27 protein-coding genes and 1 tRNA gene are annotated in these 25,839 nt (G+C 59.6%); 21 read left to right on the top strand and 7 right to left on the bottom strand.

All coding sequences use genetic code 11. From position 1 onward, the window contains the following. Positions 1-172: 172 nt before the first annotated feature. On the top strand, positions 173-1,231 hold the full coding sequence (locus DRW39_RS06930; RefSeq protein ID WP_232830083.1) for an isopentenyl-diphosphate delta-isomerase: 1,059 nt from the start codon (positions 173-175) through the stop codon (positions 1,229-1,231). A 16-nt stretch (positions 1,232-1,247) separates the two neighbouring features. Then, a complete protein-coding gene (locus DRW39_RS06925; protein ID WP_116106280.1) occupies positions 1,248-2,585 on the top strand; it encodes a hydroxymethylglutaryl-CoA reductase, degradative in 1,338 nt (445 codons plus the stop codon). 285 nt (positions 2,586-2,870) lie between these two features. Here the strand turns inward: DRW39_RS06925 and DRW39_RS06920 are convergent. Next, a tRNA-Asn gene (locus DRW39_RS06920) sits at positions 2,871-2,944 on the bottom strand. A gap of 93 nt (positions 2,945-3,037) precedes the next feature. Here DRW39_RS06920 and DRW39_RS06915 point away from each other — a divergent pair. Continuing rightward, on the top strand, positions 3,038-3,952 hold the full coding sequence (locus DRW39_RS06915) for a PfkB family carbohydrate kinase (RefSeq protein WP_116106279.1): 915 nt from the start codon (positions 3,038-3,040) through the stop codon (positions 3,950-3,952). Between the two features lie 6 nt (positions 3,953-3,958). Beyond that, entirely contained in the window at positions 3,959-4,618 is a 660-nt protein-coding gene (pnuC, locus tag DRW39_RS06910) for a nicotinamide riboside transporter PnuC (protein WP_116106278.1), read from the top strand. Here the strand turns inward: pnuC and DRW39_RS06905 are convergent. Next, the gene (locus DRW39_RS06905; protein ID WP_116106277.1) at positions 4,583-4,993 is read right to left on the bottom strand and encodes a secondary thiamine-phosphate synthase enzyme YjbQ; all 411 of its coding nucleotides are present in this window, start codon (positions 4,991-4,993) and stop codon (positions 4,583-4,585) included. The two genes, pnuC and DRW39_RS06905, sit on opposite strands and share 36 nt — an antisense overlap. Before the next feature lie 89 nt (positions 4,994-5,082). On the opposite strand from DRW39_RS06905, the gene DRW39_RS06900 reads away from it, so the two are divergent. Continuing rightward, entirely contained in the window at positions 5,083-6,165 is a 1,083-nt protein-coding gene (locus DRW39_RS06900) for an AI-2E family transporter (protein WP_116106276.1), read from the top strand. A gap of 37 nt (positions 6,166-6,202) precedes the next feature. After that, positions 6,203-6,664, top strand: coding sequence for a cytochrome B (locus DRW39_RS06895; RefSeq protein ID WP_116106275.1), 462 nt, complete (start codon positions 6,203-6,205; stop codon positions 6,662-6,664). A 1-nt stretch (position 6,665) separates the two neighbouring features. Here DRW39_RS06895 and DRW39_RS06890 read toward each other — a convergent pair whose 3' ends face one another. Next, positions 6,666-6,848, bottom strand: coding sequence for a hypothetical protein (locus DRW39_RS06890; protein WP_116106274.1), 183 nt, complete (start codon positions 6,846-6,848; stop codon positions 6,666-6,668). Between the two features lie 800 nt (positions 6,849-7,648). Between DRW39_RS06890 and DRW39_RS06885 the strand changes: the two genes are divergently transcribed. The 11 genes from DRW39_RS06885 to DRW39_RS06835 all read left to right on the top strand — a co-directional run bounded on the left by DRW39_RS06885 (position 7,649) and on the right by DRW39_RS06835 (position 18,098). Beyond that, positions 7,649-8,170 carry an RNA polymerase sigma factor gene (locus DRW39_RS06885; RefSeq protein ID WP_116106273.1) on the top strand — a complete coding sequence of 174 codons (522 nt, stop codon included), beginning with the start codon at positions 7,649-7,651 and terminating at the stop codon, positions 8,168-8,170. After that, positions 8,167-8,940, top strand: coding sequence for a HEAT repeat domain-containing protein (locus DRW39_RS06880; RefSeq protein WP_116106272.1), 774 nt, complete (start codon positions 8,167-8,169; stop codon positions 8,938-8,940). The genes DRW39_RS06885 and DRW39_RS06880 overlap by 4 nt, the downstream gene beginning before the upstream one ends. 2 nt (positions 8,941-8,942) lie before the next feature. Next, entirely contained in the window at positions 8,943-9,734 is a 792-nt protein-coding gene (locus DRW39_RS06875; protein WP_116106271.1) for a hypothetical protein, read from the top strand. Positions 9,735-9,752: 18 nt separating this feature from the next. Beyond that, the gene (locus DRW39_RS06870) at positions 9,753-10,493 is read left to right on the top strand and encodes a DUF4097 family beta strand repeat-containing protein (RefSeq protein WP_116106270.1); all 741 of its coding nucleotides are present in this window, start codon (positions 9,753-9,755) and stop codon (positions 10,491-10,493) included. Between the two features lie 42 nt (positions 10,494-10,535). After that, positions 10,536-13,238 (top strand): DUF5916 domain-containing protein, encoded by a 2,703-nt coding sequence (locus tag DRW39_RS06865; RefSeq protein ID WP_232830082.1) that lies wholly within the window; start codon positions 10,536-10,538, stop codon positions 13,236-13,238. A 191-nt stretch (positions 13,239-13,429) separates the two neighbouring features. Continuing rightward, positions 13,430-14,467, top strand: coding sequence for a radical SAM/SPASM domain-containing protein (locus DRW39_RS06860; RefSeq protein ID WP_116106269.1), 1,038 nt, complete (start codon positions 13,430-13,432; stop codon positions 14,465-14,467). Positions 14,468-14,807: 340 nt separating this feature from the next. Further along, the gene (locus tag DRW39_RS06855; RefSeq protein ID WP_157975976.1) at positions 14,808-15,311 is read left to right on the top strand and encodes an RNA polymerase sigma factor; all 504 of its coding nucleotides are present in this window, start codon (positions 14,808-14,810) and stop codon (positions 15,309-15,311) included. Beyond that, the gene (locus tag DRW39_RS06850; RefSeq protein WP_116106267.1) at positions 15,308-15,772 is read left to right on the top strand and encodes a hypothetical protein; all 465 of its coding nucleotides are present in this window, start codon (positions 15,308-15,310) and stop codon (positions 15,770-15,772) included. Before DRW39_RS06855 ends, DRW39_RS06850 begins: the two co-directional genes overlap by 4 nt. A 40-nt stretch (positions 15,773-15,812) precedes the next feature. Then, entirely contained in the window at positions 15,813-16,313 is a 501-nt protein-coding gene (locus DRW39_RS06845) for a DUF4252 domain-containing protein (protein WP_116106266.1), read from the top strand. Positions 16,314-16,334: 21 nt separating this feature from the next. Continuing rightward, positions 16,335-16,835, top strand: a complete 501-nt coding sequence (locus DRW39_RS06840; protein ID WP_116106265.1) for a DUF4252 domain-containing protein — start codon at positions 16,335-16,337, stop codon at positions 16,833-16,835. A gap of 87 nt (positions 16,836-16,922) precedes the next feature. Continuing rightward, positions 16,923-18,098 carry an aspartate aminotransferase family protein gene (locus DRW39_RS06835; RefSeq protein WP_232830081.1) on the top strand — a complete coding sequence of 392 codons (1,176 nt, stop codon included), beginning with the start codon at positions 16,923-16,925 and terminating at the stop codon, positions 18,096-18,098. Here DRW39_RS06835 and DRW39_RS06830 read toward each other — a convergent pair. Further along, positions 18,087-19,721 (bottom strand): hypothetical protein, encoded by a 1,635-nt coding sequence (locus DRW39_RS06830; protein WP_116106264.1) that lies wholly within the window; start codon positions 19,719-19,721, stop codon positions 18,087-18,089. The two genes, DRW39_RS06835 and DRW39_RS06830, sit on opposite strands and share 12 nt — an antisense overlap. Beyond that, entirely contained in the window at positions 19,714-20,484 is a 771-nt protein-coding gene (locus DRW39_RS06825) for an ABC transporter ATP-binding protein (protein WP_116106263.1), read from the bottom strand. The genes DRW39_RS06830 and DRW39_RS06825 overlap by 8 nt, the downstream gene beginning before the upstream one ends. A gap of 175 nt (positions 20,485-20,659) precedes the next feature. Here DRW39_RS06825 and holA point away from each other — a divergent pair, with 175 nt between their 5' ends. Beyond that, positions 20,660-21,688 (top strand): DNA polymerase III subunit delta, encoded by a 1,029-nt coding sequence (gene holA / locus DRW39_RS06820; RefSeq protein ID WP_116106262.1) that lies wholly within the window; start codon positions 20,660-20,662, stop codon positions 21,686-21,688. Here holA and DRW39_RS06815 read toward each other — a convergent pair. Beyond that, positions 21,685-22,920, bottom strand: coding sequence for a sensor histidine kinase (locus DRW39_RS06815; protein WP_116106261.1), 1,236 nt, complete (start codon positions 22,918-22,920; stop codon positions 21,685-21,687). The genes holA and DRW39_RS06815 overlap by 4 nt on opposite strands. An 84-nt stretch (positions 22,921-23,004) precedes the next feature. After that, positions 23,005-23,577 carry a CvpA family protein gene (locus tag DRW39_RS06810; RefSeq protein WP_116106260.1) on the bottom strand — a complete coding sequence of 191 codons (573 nt, stop codon included), beginning with the start codon at positions 23,575-23,577 and terminating at the stop codon, positions 23,005-23,007. A gap of 232 nt (positions 23,578-23,809) precedes the next feature. Between DRW39_RS06810 and DRW39_RS06805 the strand changes: the two genes are divergently transcribed. The 3 genes from DRW39_RS06805 to rfaE2 all read left to right on the top strand — a co-directional run bounded on the left by DRW39_RS06805 (position 23,810) and on the right by rfaE2 (position 25,838). After that, entirely contained in the window at positions 23,810-24,751 is a 942-nt protein-coding gene (locus tag DRW39_RS06805; protein ID WP_116106259.1) for a D-2-hydroxyacid dehydrogenase, read from the top strand. Then, positions 24,741-25,217 carry a hypothetical protein gene (locus DRW39_RS06800; RefSeq protein ID WP_116106258.1) on the top strand — a complete coding sequence of 159 codons (477 nt, stop codon included), beginning with the start codon at positions 24,741-24,743 and terminating at the stop codon, positions 25,215-25,217. Before DRW39_RS06805 ends, DRW39_RS06800 begins: the two co-directional genes overlap by 11 nt. Positions 25,218-25,340: 123 nt before the next feature. Further along, positions 25,341-25,838, top strand: a complete 498-nt coding sequence (rfaE2, locus tag DRW39_RS06795; RefSeq protein ID WP_116106257.1) for a D-glycero-beta-D-manno-heptose 1-phosphate adenylyltransferase — start codon at positions 25,341-25,343, stop codon at positions 25,836-25,838. Position 25,839 lies beyond the last annotated feature (1 nt).

The following is a 25,839-nucleotide window of genomic DNA, read 5'->3' as shown; positions in this document are numbered from 1 at the left end:
TGCCGAAAATGGTGTAACCATCTGGTGTGTTGAACTACGCACGATCCCCACAGCGGGAAAAGAATTTGTCAAGTGTTTGCTTTTTGGAAAGACCGTTTTTCAGGGAGTGCCCAGTGGGCACTCCCTTTTTTTATCCTTTCAACCATTCTTTTAGCCCAACGTTGGCAATATTATGTCGGAAACTTTGCCCATTCACCTGCCGGGGGCCGCTATGGAAGATCCTAATGCACCCGGTCGAAAGGAGGACCATATTGAGCTTGCCTTCGATTCGCAGGCCGACCGGGATGGGCTAGACGGCCGGTTTGATTACGAACCGCTATTAGCCGCCCACCCGCTGCCGGGCAGCTACGGAAATATGGACTGGGGCGAAAAATTTCTCCGTGCCCCGCTTTGGGTCAGTAGTATGACCGGTGGTACCGAAAAAGCGCTGATCATCAACCACAACCTGGCGCGGGCGGCGGGTGAGTTCGGCCTTGGAATGGGTTTAGGGTCCTGTCGGAGTCTGCTCTACGAAGATCACCGCTTTGGCGACTTCAACGTACGGCCACTCGCCGGCGACGAGGTACCCATCTTCGCTAACCTCGGCGCCGCCCAGGTACAGCGCCTGTTAGAAGACGGCGAATCGGTGCTGATCCAACAACTCGTCGATTCACTGAGCCTTGACGGACTCATCATCCACGTCAATCCGCTGCAGGAGTGGTTGCAACCCGAGGGCGACCGCTTCAATGTATCCCCGCTGGAAACGATCCGCGAGGTCGTGCGCCTCCTGCCCGATCTGGCCGTCATCGTGAAGGAAGTAGGGCAGGGGATGGGGCCGGCCAGCCTGCGATCGCTGCTGGAACTGCCGATACTGGCGCTCGATACGGCGGCAAACGGGGGGACGAACTTCAGTAAGCTGGAATTATTCCGCTCGGACGCACTGGCCCGGCTGGCCTACGAAGGACTGACCCGGGTCGGCCACTCCGCCGAGGAAATGGTTCGTCAGATCAATAAGCTGGTAGAGGAAGCTCCGCAGAACGTGCGTTGCCAGAAGGTGATCATCAGCGGTGGGGTCCGGTCGTTTCTGGATGGTTATTACCTGACTTCCCTGAGTTCGGTGCCCGCCATTTACGGGCAGGCATCGGCCTTGCTACGTCACGCCCGGGAGGATTACGGAAGCCTGCAGCGCTACGTGGCCACACAGATTCGGGGGTTGGAACTGGCGAAGGCCTATCTTCGTCCCCGCTTATAACTATACACTCCAACCCGTGTCCGACACCATCCGGGAAAACCGCCGCGTCAGCGGATTCAGCAAATTCAACAAGCATCAGCGCCGCGAATGGTTACTGAATCATTTCCTCCAGGGGCACGACGACGGCGAGTTCGCCTTCTTCGACGCTAACAGCAGCGATCTGCAGGAGGTCGTCGATAATTTCAGCGAGAATACACTTGCCAATTTCCCCCTTCCCTTCGGTATTGCGCCTAACTTTCTCATCAACGGCGAACTCTACGCCGTACCTATGGTGATCGAGGAGAGCAGCGTAGTGGCTGCGGCAAGCAGCGCCGCTAAGTACTGGATGAGCCGGGGTGGCTTCGAGGCCGAGATCGTAGCCACGGAGAAGCTTGGTCAGCTTCACTTTCGCTGGGCCGGGGCTCCGGAGCGACGGGCGGCCCTGTTCCCCGAACTGGAACGGCGCCTGCGGCACGCGACGGCGGACATCACGGCACGCATGGAGAAACGGGGAGGTGGGGTCCGCTCGATGCAGTGGAAGCACCTCCCGGAGGTGAACGAGCAGTGTTACCAGCTTCTCGTGAGTTTCGGTACCGGCGATAGCATGGGCGCGAACTTCATCAATACGGTACTGGAGGCCTACGCTACCGAAATCCAGCTGTGGTCGTCAGACAGCCCGCTGCTAACGGACCGGGAGCGTGACCTGGAGGTCATCATGGCCATCCTCAGCAACCACACCCCCAACTGCGTGGTAAACGCCCGGGTCCGCTGCCCCATCGAGAAGATGAACCTGGCCGGGTCCGGGGTGGATGCCGCCGACTTCGTCCGCCGGTTTTCGCTGGCCGTGGATATTGCCCGGCACGATCCCTACCGCGCCGTTACCCACAATAAGGGGATCATGAACGGCATCGATTCAGTGGTGCTCGCCACCGGTAACGATTTTCGGGCCGTAGAGTCGGCCGCCCACGCATTTGCCGCCGAGGGGGGGACGTACCGTTCGCTGAGCCGCTGCCGGGTCGTGGATAACGTCTTCATCTTCGAATTAACCGTTCCACTGGCTCTTGGTACCGTGGGAGGGCTTACCCGCCTGCACCCGCTGGCGGATCTCGCCCTCGATGTCCTGGGCCGTCCGACGGCCAATCAGTTGATGTGCGTAGCGGCCGCGACGGGGCTGGCGCAAAATTTCGCCGCTCTCCGTAGCCTGGTCACTACCGGCATTCAGCGCGGCCATATGAAGATGCACCTGCAAAACGTGCTATCCAGCCTGGACGCTTCCCCGACCGAGCGAAAAGCGACTACCTCTTTCTTCGAGGGGCGGACAATCAGTCACCATGGGGTACGGCAGTATCTGGACAAGCTGCGGGGGGAAGGGTAAGGCCCCTGGGCAGATAGCTTTTAGAGGCCGGGCTTTCGCTTAGCAGCATACTGAGCACCCGTAGAGACAAATCGAGCTGATCAATCGGACACAACGAAGTTAAAGGACGAGCTACCGCTCGGCGGACCAGGGGGCTTACCGGTGATCCATGTATCCATCGGCTACATGTGATCTTCCGCTCCGACGCGCTTCGGCAAACCAACTCCGCTTTACTGCGTTGGGCGGACGAAACTGGGGGCACAAAAAAAAGCCCCACTTCCGGGGGAAGTGAGGCTTTTAGAAGTGCGCCTCAAGAAGGGCTCGAACCTTCGACCTACGGATTAACAGTCCGCCGCTCTAACCAACTGAGCTATTGAGGCAATATGTGCGTCAGCGCCGTAAGCGCTAAGCGGACGCAAATTTACGTCGTCCGGCTTTATTTTGCAATCTTTGCGGGCCTAAAAATAATCTTTATGAGCTTGCTCGCAGTCGGTACCCTTGCATACGATGATGTCTACACGCCCTACGGGGAGGTAAAAATGATCGAGGCGGGGAGCTGCACTTACATCGCGATGGCCGCGACGCACTTCGTGCAGCCGGTACAATTGGTCTCGGTCATCGGGGGTGACTACAATGATGATTTCCTGGCGGACCTCAAGAAGCGGGGATCCGACCTGGAGGGTGTCGAAGTAGTGAAGGACGGCAAATCCTTCTACTGGGCGGGCCGCTACCACGACGATATGATGGGCCGCGATACGCTGGACACCCAACTCAACGTCCTCGCCGATTTTGACCCTAAGGTGCCGGAGAGCTACCAGAAGGCGCCCTACGTCATGCTGGGCAACCTGACTCCGGCGGTGCAGTCGCGCGTGCTGGACCAGATGGCCGAGCGACCGAAATTGACGGCCCTCGATACCATGAACTTCTGGATGGACAATGCGCTGGACGACCTTAAGGCGGTCCTCAAGCGCATCGACGTTCTCATCATCAACGACGAGGAAGCCCGTCAGCTCAGTGGGGAACTCAGCCTGCTCAAGGCTGCCGCTAAGATCGTGGAGATGGGACCCCGGATCCTGGTCATCAAAAAGGGAGAACACGGTGCCCTGCTCTTTGAGGGCGAGAATCTGTTTTCGGCTCCGGCCCTCCTGCTGCCCAAGGTCGTCGACCCCACCGGTGCCGGGGACACCTTCGCCGGGGGCATGATCGGATACCTGGCCGCGACTGACGACCTGAGCTTTGAAAACCTGAAGCGGGCCGTCATTCACGGTTCGGCTATGGCCAGCTTCGTGGTCGAAGACTTCGGAACCCGGCGCATGCAGACGCTGGACCAGGAGCAGATTGACCGGCGGGTACAGCGCTTCGGTCAGTTGATGACGGTCAGTTTGTAACCGCCGGTGGAGGAACTATTCACGCAGGCGGCGAATATTGGCGCAGTCGAGTGGCTGGCCACCCTGACCGCCCTGGTGTACGTGTATCTGGCCGCCCGGGACAACAACTGGTGCTGGCTCTTCGCGGCCGTCAGCGCCACCTTGTGGGCCCACCAGTCATTGGTGGTGTACCGGCTCGTATCGGATGCCCTCCTACAGGTGTTTTATTTGGTCATGGCCGGGGTAGGTATCTACCGGTGGCGACGAGGCAGCCCGGAGGCGGCGGCGGAAAGTACGCTGGATGACCTGGCCATCGCCAACACCCAACCGGATTCCGATATCGTCCGGATGACTGGCAGGGAGCACCTGCTGACCATCGGAATAGGGATACTCGGAGGAATATTGCTCGGGGCGGTCGTAGGGTCCTATACGAATGCCACGAGTACCTACGCGGATGCGATCACCACGGTCCTCAGCGTGATGGCCACCTTTCTGTTGATTGCTCGCCGGCTGGAGAACTGGTTGTACTGGGTGGTCATCGACACCGCTTACGTCTTCATCTACCTGCGCTCCGGCGCCCTTCTGTTTGCCCTGCTGATGGTGATCTACGTGGTGATGGCGGTCTACGGTTACCGCAACTGGCGTGGGCTGTTAGCTGTAGATCGTGGCCACGAGGCCGCGGCCTGAGGCCCGGTTGCGGAATTCACAGAGATAGACCCCCTGCCAGGTACCCAGATTCAGCCGGCCGGCCGTAATGGGCAGGGTGATGCTGTTGCCGATCATGGCGGCCTTGATGTGGGCGGGCATATCGTCGGGGCCCTCGAGGGTATGGACCAGGAAAGGCATATTCTCCGGGACGAGCTTATTGAAGATGGATTCGAAGTCCGTCAGTACGTCGGGATCCGCCGCTTCGTTGACGGTGATGGCCGCCGAGGTGTGCTGAATGAAGAGGTGAAGCAGGCCGCTCTGGGGGAGGGCGGGGAGGTGCTCCATGATCTCCCGGGTGACGACGTGGAAACCACGGGGGCGGGCTTGGAGGCGGAAACTTACTTGGTCGACCACGGTATAACTGGCTTTGGATGCGGGGCAAAAGTACGGCGGAGTGAACAGAGGCACCCCGATCGACCTATCAAAGACAAACAAACCTCAATATGAAAGTTTCTCCGAAGTTGGTTGGATTCGTACTCCGTCTCATTGCCATCTTCGGCGTGGTTGCCATACTGTACTACGGGAAGCCCGTTTTACTGTTGCTGACGGTGTCCGGGCTCATCGCCATTCTGCTCGACCCCCTCGATACTAAGCTACGCAGCTGGGGATGGAAACCCGGCTTTGCCATCGCCGGGGCGGTCCTCGTACTGGTGCTGTTTTTTGCCGGAATCTTTTTCGCCATCGGGCAACAGGCAGCCAGCTTCGCCGATAACTGGCCGGAGATCGAGGACCGCCTGACGGAACAGATCGAAAAGGCGAAGCAACAGGTACCCATGCTCGGCGGCGGTGGCAGTGACTCTACCTCCGTTACCCAGGACTCTACCGCTACCGGCGGTAGCGGAGCCGGCGGAAGCAGTGGGGGCACCATGCTGCAGAACCTTCCCTTCGGGCAGTCGCAGATCACCGGTGCCCTGTCGAGTACCCTTAGTGTACTCGGTGATTTTCTGCTCATGTTCGTCTATGTCGTGCTCTTCCTCAGCCAGAAAGAACGGCTGCGGGAGTTCGTCCTGCGCCGCACCCCGGACGATAAGCGTGGGGAAACCCACCAGACCATCAACGAGGCTACCGACGTGGCGCAGCAGTACCTAAAGGGGCGGCTGATTTTGATTCTGATCCTGTCGGTGCTGTATGGCGTCGGCTTCTCCCTGGTGGGGCTGAACTACGCCATCGTCATCGCCGTGCTGGTCGCGATCCTGAGCATCATACCCTATCTGGGCAACATCATCGGCGGCGGGATAGCCGTAGCCATCGCGATCGCCAGCGGGGGCGGCAGTACCATGATCCTGGGCGTACTCGGTACGATGGCCGTGGCGCAGATGCTGGAGAGTTACATCCTGACGCCGCTGATCGTGGGGGATGAGGTTGATATTAACCCGCTAACGACCATCGTTGCCGTCATCGCCTTCACGGTTATGTGGGGTGCCGTGGGGGCTATCGTGGCGATACCGGTGGTGGCCATCATGCGCATCGTTTTTAAACATATTGACGGGATGGAGGATTACGCTTACCTGCTCGGGCAGGATTAGGCGGGTCTGTCTATCTTGGCCCCACTTAACAACCATTATGGGAGTACTCTACACTGCAATCCAACACGCACACTCCGGTCTCCGCTGGATCGTGCTTATTCTGCTGATCGTCGCCATCGCCCGCGCCATGTCCATGCGCAGCAGCGGTACGGTGTACCCCGGGAAAGATAAGTGGGCTTTATTCGGCCTGATCTCGGTGCACATTCAATTGTTGCTTGGCCTGCTGCTCTACCTCTGGTTGAGCCCCTACGGCGTGGCGGCGGACGTTCCCGAGAATGCCGGCACCTCGGTGGCTACGTACTACAATTGGGTGCACTGGTGGGTCATGATCCTCGCTACGGTGCTGATCACCGTGGGCTACAGCAAAGCCAAGCGGCAGGCTACGCTGAATAAGGGTTGGAAGACCATCGGTAAGTACTACATCGCGGGACTGGTGATGATTCTGGCGGCTATTCCCTGGCCTTTCTACCCCGGACTGTCCAGCGTCGGTCTGGGCTAAGCTATTCCGCGTGCGGTTGCTCGATCAGGGTGTCGTTCTCTCGCTTACTCACTACCCCTACGCCCAGTATCTGCAATAAGATCGACAGGGCCACCAGCAAGATGATCACGTACAACACCTTTTTCAAGGTGGATGTCTTCTTCTTGGGCGGCGGTGGCGCGGAATTCGGGTTTACGGTGGCCATGGGGAGCTGTTGATTTCGTTTTGAAACGGTTCAGGAATACTCTTGTGCGGGTAGTGAAGCTGTAGCTTCATTGAAAGTCGTGCGGGGGGGTAGGCTGATCAAGGTGGGGAAAGCAAGTACCCGGAGCTGGAGCTCCGGGACCCTGGGTGGGGTGGAGGAGCTCCAGCTCCGCCGAGTGTCGTGCGGGGGGTAGGCTGATCAAGGTGGGGAAAGCAAGTACCCGGAGCTGGAGCTCCGGGACCCTGGGTGGGGTGGAGGAGCTCCAGCTCCGCCGGATGTCCTGTGGGGGGTATGCTGGTCAAGGTGGGGAAAGCGATTGCCCGGAGCTGGAGCCCCGGGACCCTGGGCGGGGTGGAGGAGCTCCTGCTCCGCCGAACGTCCTGCGGGGACAGGCTGGTCAAGGTGAGGAAAGCGATTGCCCGGAGCTGGAGTCCCGGGACCCTGGGTGGGGTGGAGGAGCTCCAGCTCCGCCGAGTGTCCTGCGGGGGATAGGCAGGTCAAGGTGAGGGAAGCAATTGCCCGGAGCTGGAGCTCCGGGACCCTGGGTGGGGTGGAGGAGCTCCAGCTCCGCCGAATGTCCTGCGGGGGGTATGCTGGTCAAGTTGAGGAAAGCAATTGCCCGGAGCTGGAGCTCCGGGACCCTGAATGACCCTAAAAGACCGCAGCGCGGTCAAACCTCAGTTACCCGGAGCCGCAGCTCCGGGCTCTCCCCCCCAGAAAAATGCAGATAAAAGTCAGGAACACTGTAACCATCAAGAAATTCCCCAGTACTTCCCCCCACAAGCAGCAATCAACCAGCCTTGGCAGCGACCGACGAAATCATCATGGAAGAAGTGGCAGCGGGTAAAGTCCACCGCCTGTCCCTGCTTTACGACCGGTATAAAGCACCGCTGCTCGGGTTTCTGATCAACCGAACCCACCAGGACCGCGCCACCGCGGAGGACCTCCTGCATACGACCTTCGAACGGGTCATCAAATACCGAAAGAGCTGGCAACCAGGATCCACCTTCAAGACCTGGATCTTCACCATTGCCCGCAACGCCCACCGCGACCACTGTCGACTGCAAGGGCGTATGCCGATCGACGACAACTTTGAATTCAGCCGGCTACCGCTGGAGGAGGAGGAATCGTACCCCGACTGCCGCCATGCCCTGGCCGCCCTGCCCGATAACTACCGGGAGGTGGTCGAACTGGCCTGGCAACGAAATATGAAGTACGCCGACATCGCCACCGTGCTCAACACCACGGAGGCCAACATCAAAGTGCGCATGCACCGGGCTTGCAAGCAGCTCCGGCATAACTATCACAAAAACCAATCATGAACCGCATCACCCAGAGCGAACTGATCGACTACCTCTCCGGCGAGCTCTCTCCGGAACGCTATGCGATGGTCAAGGACGCCATCGAGGGCGACCCCGATACCGCCCGCGAGCTGGCCGCCCTGCGCCAGCTGCGGGAAGACGTCGCCCGCCCGGCCGACCCGCAACCCAGCGCCGCGGCCGACCGACGCTTCGCCGACATGCTCGCCGGCTACGAGAGCGATGAAACGGACGAAGTCCAGCCGGCCACCGCTTCCGCAAAGGCGTTTTACCTGCGCCCCGCCGCCCTGCTGAGCATCGCGGCCAGTATGCTCCTCCTCGTCTTCGGGTTGGGCTGGTACTTCGGGCGCAGCGATACCAGCCACCTGGAGCATCAGCTGGCGGCTACCCGCACGCTGATGTTGCAGCTAATGGACGATGAGCAGCCCACCACCCGCATGCGCGCCGCTACCGTCAGCCTGGACGTGCCCGTAGCCGACCCGGCCATCATCGCCAACCTCGGCCACATGCTGCGGACCGACGAAAAAACGAACGTGCGGCTGGCCGCCCTGGATGCGCTCCACCGCTTTGCCGACAGCCCGGCCGCCCGCGACGAGATGCTGGCCGCCATGGCCAGCGACCCGCCCCCCGCCGTACGGGTGCAACTGCTGGAAACCCTGGTAGCCCTGAACGAGAAACGCGTGCTGCCCTACCTCGAAGAAATTATCAATAACGACCAGACGCCCCGGCCCCTGCGCGACGCCGCCGAACTGGGGACCTTCAAATTAATATAGCCATGCTTACCCCCCTACGAATTTTTGTCCTTCTCCTATTGACCACCCCCCTGTGGGCGCAGCAGGAATTCAAGATAAACGCCGGCGGAAAGACCGTCGCCTTCTCCGAGATCGATGAGTTGACCATTGTCGGCACCTCCGGCAGTGAGCTGATCGTGGAAGGCCGCCCCGACGGGAGCAGCAACGACGATCGCGCCGACGGTCTGCGTCAGATCAGTGCCTCCGGCCTGAAGGACAATACCGGCGCCGGACTCAACGTCACGGAAAGCAACGGTACCATCCGTATCGCCCAGGTAGGCGGCAACGGAAAGCACGTGACGGTGCGCGTCCCGAACAGCGCCAGCATCACGGTCGAACAGAGTACCCACCGGGGCGGCGACCTGACCGTCCGCGACTTTTCCGGCAGCCTCGACGTATCGATGATGTACCACAAAGCCGAACTGGATAACGTGACCGGACCGGTGGCCGTCAATACCGTCTACGACGAGATTGTCGCCGTATGGAACACCGCTCCGACGCAGGAGATACGCCTGCACTCCACCTACTCCGACGTGGACATTACCCTGCCCGCCGCTACCAAGGCCGATGTACGCCTCTCCACCGGCTACGGAAATATGTACACCGATTTCGACATCAACGTGAAGTCCAATACGGTCGCCGGCAATGAGGATGACCGCGACTACGACAGTCCCCGTGACGTCAACCTCGGCAACCTCGGCGGCACCATCAACGGCGGTGGCACCCTGATCAGCCTGACCGCTACCTACGATAATATCTACCTGCGCAAGCAGTAACCCCCTAAGCAATTACCCATGCTCCGCTTCATCATTTGCAGCCTCCTGCTGGCTGCGGGCCACCTTCATGCCCAGTCTAAAACGCAGACCATCGCTACCGAGGGCGCCGATCACCTCTTCATTTCCAGCCAGTTCGGGAATGTCGAACTCTTTCCCTCCGCATCGGGGGAGATCACGGTCACCCACCTGGTCCTGATCAACGACACCGAGCGGCCCGACCTCGGCGAGATCTCCGTAGACCGCAGCGGCAATCGCCTACGCCTGGAGGAGGTCGGACCCAACCAGCAGACACTGAGTGAGGAATGCGAAGACCGGGTAACCGTTAACAACGGCGTGCGCATCCGGGGCTGCAATTCCCGCATCCGTCTTCGCATCGGCGTACCGCCCGGGATGTCCATCGAGGTCGAAACCGAATACGGGGACGTCGAAGTGGCCGACATCGCCGGACTCACCCGCGTGCACAGTACCTACGGCACCCTGGAGATTGCTCCCAGCGAGCTGGAGCCCGGCAGTAAGCTGGATCTGTACAGCAACTACGGGGACGTGGATCTCACCCTTCCCGCCGACGCCACGGCCAAGCTGGAACTGATCACGGAATACGGTAGCCTGATGACGGATTTCGATATCCGGATCGACAAAGCGGCCAGCGAGCAGCGCCAGTTCTACGAGCGTGTAGTCGGAACCATAGGACAGGGCGGCGGAGCGCAGGTAAAATGCCGATCGCCCTACGATAACGTCTATTTACGACGAGCCAAGTAACCTGTAGGGGGTGGCAAACGTGCAGCGATAAAATATCTCCCCATGCAACCCCCGATTCCGGCTTTCGTCGTTGCGGTACACTCCCCGAATATGAAGCTATACCTGTTAGTCTCGCTTAGCCTGATCCTTAGTCTGCCCGTGTTCGGCCAGGATAGCACGGAGCAGGTCGTTTACCCGCAGCGCGGCTACGATACCGAACGCATCGCGGGGCAGGCGCCGGTGATTGACGGTAGCCCCTACGATGCCGCCTGGGATGGCGTAGCCTGGAGTGGCGGGTACGTGCAGTTCGAGCCGAATGCCGGAGCCGCTCCTACCCAGGAAACCCGGATAAAGATTCTCTACGACGACCGGAACCTCTACGTGGCCTTCCGCTGCCTGGATACCGAACCCGAGAAGATCGAGCAGCGGATGGGCCGGCGGGACCAGTTCCCCGGTGACTGGGTGGAGGTCAACATCGATAGCTACCACGACAAGCGGACGGCTTTCTCCTTCACGGTTTCCGCTTCGGGCGTGAAGGGTGACGAGTTTGTCTCGAACGATGGAAACAGCTGGGACAGCTCCTGGAACCCGATCTGGGAGGCCAAGACACAGATCGACTCGGCAGGCTGGACGGCCGAGATGCGCATTCCGCTCTCCCAACTCCGCTTTTCGTCGGGAGCCGACCAGGTGTGGGGTATACAGTCTACCCGCATGGACTTCCGAATGGAGGAGCGCAGTCTGTGGCAGCCCCAGGAACGCAACGCCTCGGGTTGGGTGAGCCGCTTCGGGGAGCTCCGCGGGCTGAAGGACCTACAACCCCGCCGGACAGTGGAACTGCAGCCCTACGTAGTCGCCCAGCGCGCGACCTACCCGGAAGAGCCGGGCAACCCCTTCGCGAACGGTTCGGATAATCGCCTTTCCGCGGGCTTGGACGCCCGCATCGGCGTGACGAACGACCTCACGCTGGACCTGACCATCAACCCCGACTTTGGGCAGGTGGAGGCCGATCCTGGGGCCCTGAACCTGGACGGCTACCAGGTCTTCTTCCGGGAGCAACGGCCCTTCTTCGTGGAGGGGCAGAATATTTTCGACTTTAACCTGTCGTCGGCCGAGGCCGGGGGTGGCCATACCTCCGACCAGCTTTTCTATTCCCGGCGCATCGGGGGGAGCCCGCACCGGGTCGTTTCCTCCGATGCCGCCCGGAGCTACTACGTGGATCAGCCGGTGAATACGACCATCCTGGGGGCGGCCAAGTTCAGCGGCAAGACCAGCTCGGGCCTGAGCGTCGGATTACTGGAAAGCGTGACGGAGCGGGAGATGGCCACCATCGACCTGGCCGGCGAACGCAGCGAATCGGTGGTGGAGCCCCTAACCAACTTTCAGGTCGGGCGCATCCAGCAGGATTTCCGCGGCGGGGACACCTACGTAGGCGCCATCCTGACCGGCGTACAGCGTAGCCTGACCGACGACCCCGAGCTTGGCTTTCTCCACCGGGAAGCCTATTCCGGTGGAGTAGATTTCAATCACCGCTGGAAGGACCGGGCCTGGTACGTGGCGGGCAATACGGTGCTCTCATCGGTGAGCGGCAGTAAGGAAGCGATCCTGGAAACGCAAACCGGTTTCGAGCACTTCTTCCAGCGCCCCGACGCCGATCACCTGGAGGTAGACAGCTCCGCGACCCGACTGAATGGTAGCAGCGGCATGCTGAAGGTCGGTAACGTAGGTGGAAACTTCATTTTCGAGACCGGCGCGACGTGGCGTTCTCCCGGATTCGAGATCAACGATATCGGATTCATGCGCAACGCGGATGAGATCAATTACTTCGGCTGGATGGCCCGGCGGTGGCAGAATCCGTTCTCGATCTTCCGGCGCCTCCAGGTGAACGGGAACGTTTACAGCACCTTCGATTTTGGCGGCACCCTGCTCCAGCAGACCTTCAACGTCAACTCCCACGCCAACTTCAAGAATTTCATGCGCGTCGGTGCCGGTGCGTCGTACATCGCCTACCGCGCTTCCAAGACCGACCTCCGGGGCGGACCGACCCTGCGGATCAGCCCGGGAGCCGAATATTTCGCCTACGTGAATTCGGACCAGCGGAAAAAAGTTACCGTCGGGGCGGAAGGGTACGAATACCGCACCTTCGACGGCACCCAACTGGAAAGATCGGTGGGCCTGTGGACAAGCTGGCAGCCGCTGGATGCCGCTTCGGTAAGCCTGAGTCCGAGCTATTCCGTCCTGCGCCGGGCTGATCAGTACGTGGACCAACGGGACGTGGCCTCCGGTACGTCTTACCTGGTAGCCACGGTGGACCAACAGACCTTTAGCACCACCGTCCGCTTCACCTATAACCTCACGCCGGACCTCACGCTGCAGTACTATGGGCAACCCTTCATCAGCCGCGGGCGCTACCAGGACTTCAAGGGATTTAGCGGTGAGGCAATGGCGGAGGCATTCGGTAGCCGCTTCGTTTCGTACCCTTCCGGAGACGTTACCTACGATGGTGAGGAAGGAATTTACCGGATCACCTCGCCGGACGGGGATTTTACCGTGGATGACCCAGACTTCAACTTCATCCAATTCCGTTCCAATATGGTGGTGCGGTGGGAATACCGGCCCGGCTCGGAAATATTCCTGGTGTGGTCGCAGGGCAATACCGCCAGCGGCAATCCTGGCGAAGGTTTACTTCGGAGCCTCGGATCGAATGTCTTCTCCGACGAGGTGCGGAACACCTTCCTGGTAAAAGCTACCTACCGGTGGTACCGGTAGCAAGAATGTTTTAGTTGATTACATTGTCTTTAGGGAATCCGATCGGCTTTCGCCGGTCGGATCCTTTTTTAGGCCTATTGAAGGTAAGCAAAAAGTCATATACTTGTTAGGGCAACTAATTTTTGATCAGGCGGATACTCGCTAAAGTGTGCGTTCCCGGTGACCGCGCCGTCGAGCTGTATCTTCGCACCATGGCGAGATTACATCTGCGCGACACCCTTAATTTTCTCCGTAAGCTGACACCCCGCCGGGTGGTCAACGCGGGGCAGGTGATCGCCAGTTATTACGCAACCCGCTGGCTACAGCGACCGGTAGTCTGGGGCAAGCCCTTCACGGTGTCCTTCGAGCCGACGACGGCCTGCAATTTGCGCTGCCCTGAATGCCCGAGCGGCCTGCGGCAGTTTACCCGCCCGACGGGCAACCTGAAGGCTGACTTTTTCCGCCGCACGCTGGACGACATCGCCGACCGCCTGCTCTACCTCATCTTTTATTTCCAGGGGGAGCCGTACATCAACCCCGACTTTCTCGATATGGTCCGGGAAGCAACCGACCGGGGCGTATACACCATCACCTCTACCAATGGCCACTTCCTCAACGACGCCAACGCCCGCCGCACCATCGAGAGTGGCCTCGACCGGCTGATCATCAGCGTCGATGGTACCACCCAGGAGGTGTACGAACAGTACCGGAAGTCCGGAAAGTTGGAAACCGTGCTTCAGGGCGCCCGTAACCTGGTCCGGTGGAAACAGGAAATGAAGAGTGCCACGCCCCACCTGATCTTCCAGTTCCTGGTCGTCAAGCCGAACGAGCACCAGATGGGCGAAGTCGTTCGCCTGGCCGAAGAGATCGGTATCAACGAAGTGAAGTTCAAGTCCGCCCAGCTCTACGACTACGAGCACGGCAACCCCCTGATGCCCGAGCAGGAACAGTATGCTCGCTATTACAAAAAGGAAGATGGCACCTACGGCCTGAAAAATAAGCTCCAGAATCACTGTTGGAAACTCTGGCACAGCTGCGTCATCACCTGGGACGGGCTGGTTGCCCCCTGCTGTTTCGACAAGGACGTCACCCACCGCCTGGGCGACGTGAAGCAAGACAGCCTGCACGACGTCTGGGAAGGCGGGGCATACGATGACTTCCGCCGTAAGCTGCTGAAGGGGCGCGCCGAAATCGATATCTGCCAGAACTGTACGGAGGGCTGCGAAGTATGGCTGGGCGCGGAGGTGTAGACGTATCGATTTACGATTTACGATAGACGATTTACGATTGGCAGCCGCTCGCGTGGCGGCAACCGTCCGCTGACGGGCACTAGTCGTCTGCCCAGCGATAGCTGGTCCGCCGACGGGTCGAGGTTAGTATGGACGAGTTCTGATTCATGATTGACGGTTGGGCTACCGCAGGAGGCTGCCCGCTGCCGCTCGCGTGGCAGTAACCGTCCGCCAACGGGTCGGTGCTAAAAAGGGGGCATTCTGCCTATCGGCTACACCGAGCCGAAAATTCGTCGAAAAAATTAGAGGGGATTGTAACAAAGCACCTTGCTTCGTCCGTGTACCTTTCAAACGCCCCGACGTGCAAACCTTTGCTACCCTTATCGACTCCGTTCGCGACCGGCTGTACCGCCTGGCGCTGCGGATGACCGGCGACGGTAGCGAGGCGGAGGACGTCGTTCAGGAAGTGCTCATCCGGGGATGGCAGCGGCAGGACGAGATCGTACGTCTCGACAACCCGCCGGCCTGGCTCCTCAAGATGACCCACAACCGGGCGATCGATCTGCTGCGATCGCGGAAGACCCGCTCGGCGTACGAACGGGCGGCGGCTCCCGACGATGCTTGCAACCTGACCCCCCACCGGTTGGTGGAAACGGAAGACACCCTCTTTCATATCCGCCGGCAGATGGAAAAACTTCCCGTCGATCAGCGTACCGTGCTGCAACTTCGGGAAGTGGAAGGAATGAGCTACCGCGAAATTACCGACGTCACGGGCCTCAAGATGGAGCAGGTCAAAGTGTACCTGCACCGCGGGCGCCAGCGGATGCGGGAACTATTACTGAAAGAACGAATTGTCGACCGATGAATCATGCACAAGCCACCGAGCTGATCGAACGCTACTTCGCCGGGGAAACCACCCTGGAGGAAGAACGAAGCCTGAAGGCCTACTTCCAGTCGGGTGACGTAGCGCAGGAACTGCAAACCTATGCCCCCCTGTTCGCTTACTGGCAACAGGAGGCAAGTCTCACCGCTCCGCCCCGACCCGTCGCCCGCCGCCGCAGGCTCCCGCGCTGGTTACTGGCGGCCGCCGCCGCGGTATTGCTGATCCTGACCCTGCAGATCGTCCACCGGCAGCAGGAACCCCGCGTGAGCAACTTCCCCGTAGCGCAGCGGCAACCGGTAGACTGGAGTCGCTACGAAATTACCGACGAGGAAGAAGCCATGCGCTTCCTGAAGACCGTACTGAAGAACACCTCCGAAAACCTCACCCGGGGTCCCGAGATCACCATCCGCGAACTGCGGGAGGTGGAACAGATCCTGGATTAATCTTTACCCACCCGGCACCACGCCGACCATCATATAAATCATGAAATATCTACTAAGCTTCCTGCTATTCGTGCTGGCCCTTCCCGCCTCCGCGCAGAAGCTGGACCAGCTGGACGCGATCAGCAATTACTTCAGCGAGTACGTCGACGACGAGCGCTTCACCGCGGTCTACGTATCCGGTAAGATGTTCGAACTCTTCAAGGATGCCGACCTCAATCTTGAGGAGATGGATGAAAAAGAGATCGCCGCCATCCGCAACGTGGTCCAGGACATCCAGGGCATTCGCGTCCTGCACACCGATATCACCCCCGACCGCTTCTACCGCGAAGCCAAGGAACGCATCAGTACCGACGCCTACGAACTGCTCTTCAAGGTTCGTACCCAGGACGGCCAGAACGTCGAAGCCTTCATCCAGGATGAAAATGCCGTGGTGAACGAGCTATTCCTGCTGGTTGGTGCCGACGACACCTTCGCCATGCTCAGCTTCGTAGGCCGAATCGACATCAGCAAACTCGGCGAGCTCCAGCGCGCCCTCGAATAATCACCCGTCAACACACCCACTATGTATAAATTAATACTCGCACTATGCCTCTTTTCCTTCGGGCTAGAGGCCCAGGAACAGGTCATTAAGGATTTTATCCGCGAGCACCGCCGGGGGGAAGAAAACGTAGCCGTAAAGGTACCCGGTTGGCTGATCGGGCTGGCCGGAAACATCGCCACGATCAGTACCGACGATCCGCACGAGCGAGCCGTCTTCAGCCTGATGGGAGATGTCGGCACCGTCCGGGTGGTTACCTACCTCAACGACGACTTCACCGAACCGCAGTCCAGCATCGTCAACCTCCTCTACAGCCTCGAACGCTACAAGAAATTCGAACGCTGGGCGGAAGTCCGCACCCAGGAAGGCGAACGCGTCACCCTCACCGTCCGCTACGAGGAAAAACGCATCCGGGACCTGGTTGTCATCGTCAATGACCACGATCGTACCACCCTCGTCTCCGCCCGGGCCGATCTCAGCGCGGAAGATCTCGGAGAACTGGTGGCTAACCTCGAACAGCTTTAATCTGGGTGCTGGGTGCTGGGAGCTACTACACGACTACCCCGGATGGCGAAGCCAACCGACTAACCACTACCGTACTACCTTCGCGCCATGCGCGCCAACTTCCTAAAACACGTAGCCCAGACCAGCCCCGCCCCCATGGGATTAGAGATCGCCGGAGGAGAAGGGGTATACCTGATCGATACCGCCGGCAAGCGCTACCTCGACCTCATCGCCGGTATCGGGGTCAGCGCGCTGGGGCACAACCACCCCGCCGTGGTGGAGGCGGTACAGCGGCAGGCCGGAACGTATATGCACACCCTGGTCTACGGGGAATTCGTGCTGGGTACGCAGGTGGAACTCGCGACCTTGCTCTGCACGCACCTCCCCGATTCACTGGACAACGTCTACTTCACGAATTCAGGCACGGAAGCGGTGGAAGGGGCCATGAAACTGGCCAAACGCGTCACCGGGCGGGCGGGCATCGTAGCCGCCAGGCGTAGTTACCACGGCAGTACGCAGGGGGCGGCCAGTCTGATGTGGCCGAAGGATTTTACCCGGCCCTTTCATCCGTTGCTGCCCGGTATCTCCCACCTGGAGTTCAATTGTGATGCCGATCTGGGGCGCATCACGACGGATACCGCGGCCGTGGTCCTGGAAACGGTACAGGCGGAATGGGGGATCCGCAAGCCACGCCCGGAATGGATACAGGCGGTGCGCCGTCGCTGCGATGAAACCGGGGCGCTGCTCATCCTGGACGAAATTCAGGCGGGAATGGGCCGGACCGGCACCCTTTTTGCCTTCGAACAGTACGGCATCGTTCCCGACATCCTTTTACTGGCCAAGGGATTCGGCGGCGGGATGCCGCTGGGTGCCTTCGTAGCTTCCCGCGAGCTCATGCAGTCCCTCACGGTCGATCCGGTGCTGGGGCACATCACCACCTTCGGGGGCCACCCGGTTAGCTGCGCGGCGGGACTGGCAACGCTCCGGCAACTGACGGATGATTCGGACCTGATCGCCTCGGTTCCGCAAAAAGAGGCGCTGCTGCACCGGCTACTCGTTCACCCCAAAATCCGCCACCTGCGCTCCGCCGGCCTCTGGATGGCCGTTGAGCTCGACGATTTTGACGAAGTGCGCCGGGTCATTGCCGGCTGCCTCGAACGGGGCTTGATCACCGACTGGTTCCTGTGGAACGAGTGCAGTCTGCGGATTGCGCCCCCGCTCACCATTACGGAAGCGGAGCTGGAGTGGGCGTGTGGCGTGATCCTGGAATCGCTAGCGGCGTAAGCCCCGGAGAGCAAGCAGACAGACGACCCACGCACCGACCGTGCCGAGCGCCACGCCGTAAGGGATGAATGTCAACCCGTAGTGCGCGAGACCTGCCAGGCTCCCCACGAAAAGGATCAGGATCATCGGGCCGATGGCGTGGAACCCGCCGTCACTCTTTTCAATGGAAAAGGGAAGGGACCGCTCCGTATACTGAAAGATGACCGCTGCCAACAGGATGACGGCCAGACTGAGTAATATATCGTCGAAGACCGCGACCCCGCCTACGATCCAGACGCAAACGTACACCAGCAGGCCGACGGGGACGAAGAAGACGCCTATGGCGGCCATCAACTGCCCGTACAGGATCGCGTTCAGTTTTTCAACCGGGTTCGTCTGCCATACCCATGCCGCCCGAAAGTTTTCGCTCAGCCGCGCCGATAGCAAGGGGCTGACGATCAGGAAGGCAAATACGTAGAGGGCCGTGATGACGGCACCCGCTTCGAGTCCATCACCCCCTTTGATGAGGCGTCGCCCCGCAAAGCCCACCGCGATTATGAGCGGTATGATGAGCCCCGGATAAACCTGTTGCTTGTACTGGAAATCGCGCGTCATCAGCGCCGTGTTGAAGAGGTAACTTCCCCGCTCCGGCCCGGGGCGGGTGGTCAGTTGACCCCACCAAGCCCGGTAGCGGGCAAAGAATCCCGGTGCGGCGTCCGTTTCGGAAGCGTCCTCCACCGACTCCGACCCCGCGATCCGGACGCCCATCAGCTGCGATCCGTAATTGCCTCCCTGACGGACGTAGTACCGCACCCCCACCGCTGCCGCCCCGATACCGAGTGCTCCCTGTACCAGGCTCAGCGGACGCGCCCCGAGGTGGATCACGCTATCCCATACGCCCCCCAACCAGAAGCCGGGCCAGAGTAAACCCCACGGCGTCCCTACGATGCGCAGATCGAATATACCGTCCCCCGAGTCCGTAAAGTTGACCAGGTTCGGCAATTGGTACAGAACGATGAACAGCGTAGTCAGCGCCACTTGCAAATACCCCAGCACCCGCCGTAACCGGTCGGGTGGAAGGCGCCGCAGAAGTGTCAGATACAATCCCAACGTCATGCTGACAATGATTACCGTCAAAAGCACGCAGAGTAGGGCATACACCGGCACCATCAGCGGCGAGAGATACAGCAGCGCCAGTCCCAACGGTACCGTGAGCGGTAGCACGAACTTGCTTGCGAAGAGGTAGACGTACAGCCCACGCGACAGACTCAGCGTCGCGTCCGAGACCGGCCGGCTGTACAGCAGCATCAGGTCCCGGGTATCGAAGAGCGTATCCGACATTTCGGTCACCAGCATGAAGCCGAGGTACACCGATACAAAGGTAAAGATCATCCCCACGGCGGTGGCCTTGTCATCTACGGCCAGGTAGATAAAAATAAGGATGATGCCGAATAGGAATAGAAGACAATAAATCAGGATGGAGTAATCAGAAGATTTCCCCTGCGTCTGCCCCATGTGCTTGAGCGACCGGTCGCCAATCTTCATTTTCGTGGCCAGTATCAGGCGGAGGGCACGCGGATCGGCCCCCAGACCACGCCACGCGGGAGCCATGCGAGCTACTGCCCAGAGGAGCAGGCTATTCATCGCTGTCCAGGCTAAAGCGAGAGCCCCGCTCCCCGGTCAGCCCGCCGGTTAGTTGGGTGAATAAGTTTTCCAGGTTGTCGCTGTGGGCCAGGGCGTTGAGTTCCGCGAAGGTGCCGTTAGCGGCAATGCGCCCGTCGTTCAAAAGGATAATGCGGTCGCTGATGCGCTCTACCACGTCCATGATGTGGCTGCTGTAAAAGATTGTCTTGCCCTGATCCGCGAGTTGCCGCAGCAGGTCCTTGACCCGGATGACACTGTTGGCGTCCAGCCCGTTCAGCGGCTCGTCCATGAAGATAAGGTCGGGGTCGTGTAGCAGAATACTAGTCAGCAGGACCTTCTGCCGCATACCCTTGCTGAAGCTGTCCATCCGCTGGTTGCGGCGATAGCTAAGACCTAGATACTCCTCCAGGCGGGCCGCCCGGTCGCGAATGCGGGCTTCCTCCATCCCGTGCAGACTACCGACGAGGTCGTAGAATTCTTGCGGTGTAAGTACGTCATACAGGTCCGCGCTTTCGGGCAGGTACCCGATGCGGCGTTTGACCGCGATGGGATCCCGCTTTACGTCGATACCCAGCACCCTTACTTCCCCGTCGAAGCGATTGTCGAGCCCGCCGAGTATGCGCAGGGTAGTGGTCTTGCCGGCCCCGTTCGGGCCGATGTAACCGACGATCTGCCCCGGTGCCACGGTCAGGTCCAGTCCGAACAGGACGGGTTTTTGGTAGTAGCTTTTGCGCAGGCCGCGTATTTCCAGGGCAGGGTGCATAGGTTTTTCCGGGTGTGCCGACCAAGATACGGCCCATTTCGACGCTGCATTTTCGGGCGGCGGGGCGCAGGTAAAGTATCCGTCGTAATCCGCCGATCAGGTTAATGACCTGAATCATTACACATCCCGTTACCCCGCCCGGCCCGGCAATTTGCGATAGCCGTACCTTCGCCGCATGGACTTCTCCGCCCTGCTGAAATCGATCAAGGCCAAAGACTTTAAGCCACTCTACCTCCTTCACGGGGAAGAACCTTACTTCATCGACCAGTTGGAGGAGGCCATCGAGCGCCACGCCCTGGCCGAACACGAGCGGGCCTTCAACCAGACCATTGCCTACGGGAAAGACACGGAGTACCTCCAGATCGTGGACGCCGCCCGCCGCTTTCCCATGATGGCCGAACGCCAGTTGGTCATTCTCCGCGAGGCCCAGGACATGCGGGAACTGAAGGAACTGGCCGCTTACGCCGAGAAACCTTCCCCCACCACCATCCTCGTGATCAGCCACAAGCATAAGAAACTGAATGGCAATCTGACGCTGTTTAAAAACATCCGCAAGAACGGCGTGGTCTTCGAATCCAAGGGATTGTACGACAATAAGGTACCCGCCTGGATCACCCATTACCTGAAGGATCGCAAGTACGCCATCAAGCCGGAAGCCAGTAATCTCCTTGCCGAGTACCTGGGAACCAGCCTGGGCAAGATCACCAACGAGCTGGACAAGCTCATGCTCAATCTGGCAAAGGGGACGGAGGTCACCACCGAGATCGTCGAGGAACAGGTGGGCATCAGTAAGGACCACAACGTATTTGAGCTCCAGCGGGCCATCGGGCACGGGGAAACCACGAAGGCGGCCCGCATCCTGCAGTACTTCCGCGCCAACCCGAAAGCCGCCCCGCTACCAATGGTGACCGGTAGCCTGTACAATTATTTCAGTAAGGTTTTCCTGCTTAAGGAACTGCACGCCAAACGCGAGAGCCGGCAAGCTATCATGAAAACGCTGGGGCTGCGGTTCGATTTCTTTCTGGCCGACTACGAACGTACCGCCCGCAATTACTCGGTAAAAGATCTTTACCAGGTGTTCGCCCTGCTACGGGAGTACGACCTGAAGAGCAAGGGGGTCGGGAGTAATCTGGCGGGTAAGGAGGAAAGCGAACTGATGAAAGAAATGGTCTGGCGGTTGATGCACGACCGGGAGCGGGCCTAAGCCGCTACCGACTGGTCCACCGCCTTGACTTTCGGAATGGTAAACCAGAAGGTGCTGCCGCCGGACTCGTTGCCCGTTACGCCGACTTCTCCGCCGTGAAGCTTGACGATCTTACTGCAGAACGCCAGGCCGATGCCCTGCCCCTCAAATTCGCTGCTGTCGTGCAGCCGTTCGAAAAGACGGAAAACGTTTCGCCGCTGCCGGGCGGGAATGCCGATTCCGTTATCCGCGACGCTGATGCGCCAATACTTATGTGTCTCCTTTGCCGAAATGCGGAGCTGGGGAATGACGGTGGGGGCAACGAACTTCAGCGCGTTGGAAATCAGGTTTTGCAGCAGTTGTCGAATCTCCGGCGCGTACCCGTACACCTCCGGTAGCGATTTGTCAACGGTGATGCTTGCCCTGCGCTCCCGAATCACTTGCGCGAAATCGACGGTGATTTCCGCTAGCATGCGGTGCAGGCTAACGGCCGTCCGCTGGCGTTGGGTGCCGACACGCGCGTAGGCCAGCATATTGTGGACCATGTTCTGCATATGTCCGGTCGTCTTATCGATCAGCGCCAGGTATTCCCGTAGGGATTCCTGCAGATCGTCACCGTAATCTTCGTGGATAATGTCGAGGAAGCCCCGCACCGTCCGCAGGGGCTGCTTCAGATCGTGCGATATGATGGAAGCGTACTGGTCCAGTTCCTCGTTTTTTGCTTCGAGTTCCCGGTTCAGTGCCTCGATCCGGTTGATTTCCAGGCGCGTATATATCTGATCCACTGTTTGGACGGCCAGCGTGCGGAGCATATCCAACTGCAGTGCATCGAGTTTGCGGGGCCGATGGTCGATCACACAGAGGGTGCCGAGCACGAATCCGCCCGCATCTACCAGCGGGGTACCGACGTAGAAACGCATGGGGGGGTCGGCCGTAACCAGGGGGCAGTCGCAGAAGCGGTCGTCCGTCAGGGCATCCTCTACCACCATCTGTTCGGTCGGAGAGTTGATCGCGTGGGCGGCGTAGGCAATCCGGCGGGGCGCTTCGGTCATCTGGCCGACGCCGATCTTGGCCTTGAACCAGCAGCGGTCGCTATCTACCAGGCTGATCAGGGACACCGGGGTGCCGCAAATCTTGGCGGCGAGGTTGACGATATTGTCGAACTGCCGCTCGGGGAGCGTGTCCAGGATGTTATACGCGTGCAGGGCGCGTACCCTGGCTTCCTCGTTGGAGGGGATAGCGGGAGCTAGCATAATTCTGATGACTAGTTAACCCGATGCATGACGACTGAAAAAGGATACAAGGGGCCTCAATGGAGCAAGTATAGTGAATAAAGTCTATTCCAGGTCGAAAATACTGTCGGATTCCGATTGCTCGACCCCGTCGCGTAATCGGTCCATGGCATCCACGGCCTGCTCGTAGAAATCGTAAAAAATCGGGAAGATGGCCTGGGCGTTGTCGATTACTATATCGGGCAGCTTCGCGAGGACGGGGTAGGTAATGCTGTCGGCGCGTACCTCATCGGAAATGATGCGGCTGCGGTCACCGAAATAGACCAGCCCGGAGAAGATGAAGGTGAAAAACAGGCCCGACAGGATGCCGCCGAGGATCTGGTTGATGAAGTTGATATTTACGGATTCCAGCGCGCCGGTGAGGCCCCGGGCCAGGATGCGAAAGAGCACCAGCGTAAGGAAAAACAACAGCACCACGCCGAGCAGAAACGCCCCGGCACTGGTGACCGCCGGGAAAGCGTTGAAGATCATTTCGGCGGCGATGGGCCCGAACTTCATGGCCGCCAGGATGCCGAATACGTAACTGACCAGGCTGAGTACCGTGGAGATGATGCCCCGGCTGTAGCCGACCCAGAACCCGTAGGCAAGAAAAACCAGGCAGATGATGTCGATAACCATAGGACAAAAGTAGGCGGTTCGGGCGCGCTGTCACCGCTTAGTCGATAGAACTCGTAACATACAAGACAAACGTTCAGCCCGCCGGGTTGAGGATTACTAACTTTGCCGCCCTTACGTGATCAAAGGCCCGGCCTGCACGTTAAGCGACAACCGGAACCCTCCGATATAGCGCCCTCCCCGGGCCGGCCGGGGTCCCGCTAACAGACAACCAACAACTCCCAAAACAAGATATATGATCCGCATACTAGCTAACGACGGCATTGCAGCCAATGGAAAGCAACTTCTCGAAGAGGCCGGTTTTTCCGTCGACACGAAGAAGATCCCCCAGGACGAACTGATGACCAAGCTCAACGATTACGACGCCATCATCGTCCGTAGCGCAACCAAGGTCCGGAAAGATCTCATTGACGCCAGCCCCAATCTGAAAGCCATTCTCCGGGGTGGGGTAGGCATCGATAATATCGATCACGAGTATGCCAAGAGCAAGGGTATTCCGACCTACAATACCCCCGCGGCCTCGAGCGACGCCGTAGCGGAACTGGTATTCGCCCACTTCTTCGGTTTGAGCCGCTTTCTGCACCGCTCCAACCGCGAACTCACTGCAAAGGACGGCGACTTCGCCAAGCTCAAAAAGGCCTACGCGGGCGGCCAGCAGCTGCGCGGGCGTACGCTGGTCGTGATCGGCTTCGGACGCATCGGCATGGCCGCCGCCCGGATCGGGCTGGGTATGGGCATGAAAGTGCTACCCGTCGATCTGTACAAGGAGTCGGATACGGTCAAGCTGAGTTTTGCCGACGGCCGCGATATGGACTTCAAACTGAATACGGTACCCCTCGAGGAGGCGCTTCCGCAGGCGGACTACATCACCATTCACGTGCCCGGCGGTAACCTGATCAACGCGGAGGAGATCGCGAAAATGAAGGACGGCGTCATTATCGCCAATACCAGCCGCGGCGGTGTCATTAACGAGGATGCCCTGCTCGAAGGCCTGAACAGCGGCAAGATCGCCGGTGCCGCGCTCGACGTCTTCATCGGCGAGCCGAGCCCCCGTCGTGACCTGCTGGAACACCCCCGCCTGAGCGTATCGCCCCACATCGGTGCCGCCACGGCCGAAGCCCAGGATAATATCGGAGTAGAACTATTCGAAAAGCTTCGCGATCACTTTGGTCAATAGTAAGGGGGGCATTACGGCCGTTTTCGAGCTTAGCTGGTGGGCCTTCGCGGTCGTACTGGCCTGCATGGTGCTGCTGCCGATCTACAGTACGGTACCTGACTTCCCGTTCTACGTCGCTAATTTCATCTACGTCGTCGTTGCCGTAACCGCCACCCGCTACCTCTTTCTATTGCACGTGACGTGGCTGCGCGATCAGTTGATCGCGCAGGCGGCGGTGGCGTTTCTGCTGATCCCGCTTATCTTCTACATGGTGCAGGAGTTCAATGCCTTTATCATTTACTTCGATGAGCGCGGTCCCGATGTACTGATCCGCGGACTAGATGCCGAGCTCGGAGATACCATGGACAAGTACATGCACGCCGAATATCGCTTTTTCGGGGTCTGGGCCGTCGTAGCGTCCGCCGTCATGCCCTTTCGTTTGGTTTACAATGCCTGGGTAAGGTATCGGGCAGGTGTAAGGCATTGATTTATAATGGAGTATGGTGTAATTGGTGTAAGGGGTTTTACGATTTCCAGCAATAAATGCAGGAGACCAGTGAATTCACCGTAGCTTGATGGAGTAAACCCTTTTTTCCAGCGAATTTTCGCCATGACGCCACTCGAACTCGTCCACGACAAGCTTCTTCCCCTCGCCGACCTGAGCCGCCGCCGCTGTGGCTGGCGAACGGTGAGCCAACGCACGGTATTTACGAACGGGGTGTTCGACCTGGTCCATCCCGGTCACCTCACCTACCTGGCGCAGGCGGCCGGACTGGGGCACCGCCTCATCGTGGGCGTGAACACCGACGAAAGCGTGCGCCGCCTGAAGGGAAGCAGCCGGCCGGTCATGCCGCTGGCGGCCCGGATGCAGTTGCTGGCCAGCCTGTTCTTTGTCGACGGCGTTATCCCCTTCGACGAGGACACGCCCCTGGAGCTCATCAAGTCGCTGCGGCCGGACATTCTGGTGAAGGGGGGAGACTACACCCCGGATACCATAGTCGGAGCCACGGAAGTACGGAGCTGGGGCGGATCCGTCGAGGTGCTGCCTTATCTGGACGGCCACAGCAGTACCGGAATCTTATCTTCGATTCGGGAGGAAGTAGCTTAGC

The sequence above is a fragment of the Lewinella sp. IMCC34191 genome (genome assembly GCF_003390935.1).
Classification (GTDB): Bacteria; Bacteroidota; Bacteroidia; order Chitinophagales; family Saprospiraceae; genus Neolewinella.
Note: the sequence above shows the minus strand (reverse complement) of the source record. Positions and strands in the feature narration are given on the sequence as shown.

Bases quoted from the DNA above. Each gene is read 5' to 3' on its own strand.
- DRW39_RS06930 (WP_232830083.1), top strand. From the start codon at position 173: ATGTCGGAAACTTTGCCCATTCACCTGCCGGGGGCCGCTATGGAAGAT.
- DRW39_RS06915 (WP_116106279.1), top strand. From the start codon at position 3,038: ATGAGCTTGCTCGCAGTCGGTACCCTTGCATACGATGATGTCTACACG.
- DRW39_RS06900 (WP_116106276.1), top strand. From the start codon at position 5,083: ATGAAAGTTTCTCCGAAGTTGGTTGGATTCGTACTCCGTCTCATTGCC.
- DRW39_RS06895 (WP_116106275.1), top strand. From the start codon at position 6,203: ATGGGAGTACTCTACACTGCAATCCAACACGCACACTCCGGTCTCCGC.
- DRW39_RS06890 (WP_116106274.1), bottom strand. From the start codon at position 6,848: ATGGCCACCGTAAACCCGAATTCCGCGCCACCGCCGCCCAAGAAGAAG.
- DRW39_RS06880 (WP_116106272.1), top strand. From the start codon at position 8,167: ATGAACCGCATCACCCAGAGCGAACTGATCGACTACCTCTCCGGCGAG.
- DRW39_RS06875 (WP_116106271.1), top strand. From the start codon at position 8,943: ATGCTTACCCCCCTACGAATTTTTGTCCTTCTCCTATTGACCACCCCC.
- DRW39_RS06870 (WP_116106270.1), top strand. From the start codon at position 9,753: ATGCTCCGCTTCATCATTTGCAGCCTCCTGCTGGCTGCGGGCCACCTT.
- DRW39_RS06865 (WP_232830082.1), top strand. From the start codon at position 10,536: ATGCAACCCCCGATTCCGGCTTTCGTCGTTGCGGTACACTCCCCGAAT.
- DRW39_RS06860 (WP_116106269.1), top strand. From the start codon at position 13,430: ATGGCGAGATTACATCTGCGCGACACCCTTAATTTTCTCCGTAAGCTG.
- DRW39_RS06850 (WP_116106267.1), top strand. From the start codon at position 15,308: ATGAATCATGCACAAGCCACCGAGCTGATCGAACGCTACTTCGCCGGG.
- DRW39_RS06845 (WP_116106266.1), top strand. From the start codon at position 15,813: ATGAAATATCTACTAAGCTTCCTGCTATTCGTGCTGGCCCTTCCCGCC.
- DRW39_RS06840 (WP_116106265.1), top strand. From the start codon at position 16,335: ATGTATAAATTAATACTCGCACTATGCCTCTTTTCCTTCGGGCTAGAG.
- DRW39_RS06835 (WP_232830081.1), top strand. From the start codon at position 16,923: ATGCGCGCCAACTTCCTAAAACACGTAGCCCAGACCAGCCCCGCCCCC.
- DRW39_RS06830 (WP_116106264.1), bottom strand. From the start codon at position 19,721: ATGAATAGCCTGCTCCTCTGGGCAGTAGCTCGCATGGCTCCCGCGTGG.
- DRW39_RS06825 (WP_116106263.1), bottom strand. From the start codon at position 20,484: ATGCACCCTGCCCTGGAAATACGCGGCCTGCGCAAAAGCTACTACCAA.
- holA (WP_116106262.1), top strand. From the start codon at position 20,660: ATGGACTTCTCCGCCCTGCTGAAATCGATCAAGGCCAAAGACTTTAAG.
- DRW39_RS06815 (WP_116106261.1), bottom strand. From the start codon at position 22,920: ATGCTAGCTCCCGCTATCCCCTCCAACGAGGAAGCCAGGGTACGCGCC.
- DRW39_RS06810 (WP_116106260.1), bottom strand. From the start codon at position 23,577: ATGGTTATCGACATCATCTGCCTGGTTTTTCTTGCCTACGGGTTCTGG.
- DRW39_RS06805 (WP_116106259.1), top strand. From the start codon at position 23,810: ATGATCCGCATACTAGCTAACGACGGCATTGCAGCCAATGGAAAGCAA.
- rfaE2 (WP_116106257.1), top strand. From the start codon at position 25,341: ATGACGCCACTCGAACTCGTCCACGACAAGCTTCTTCCCCTCGCCGAC.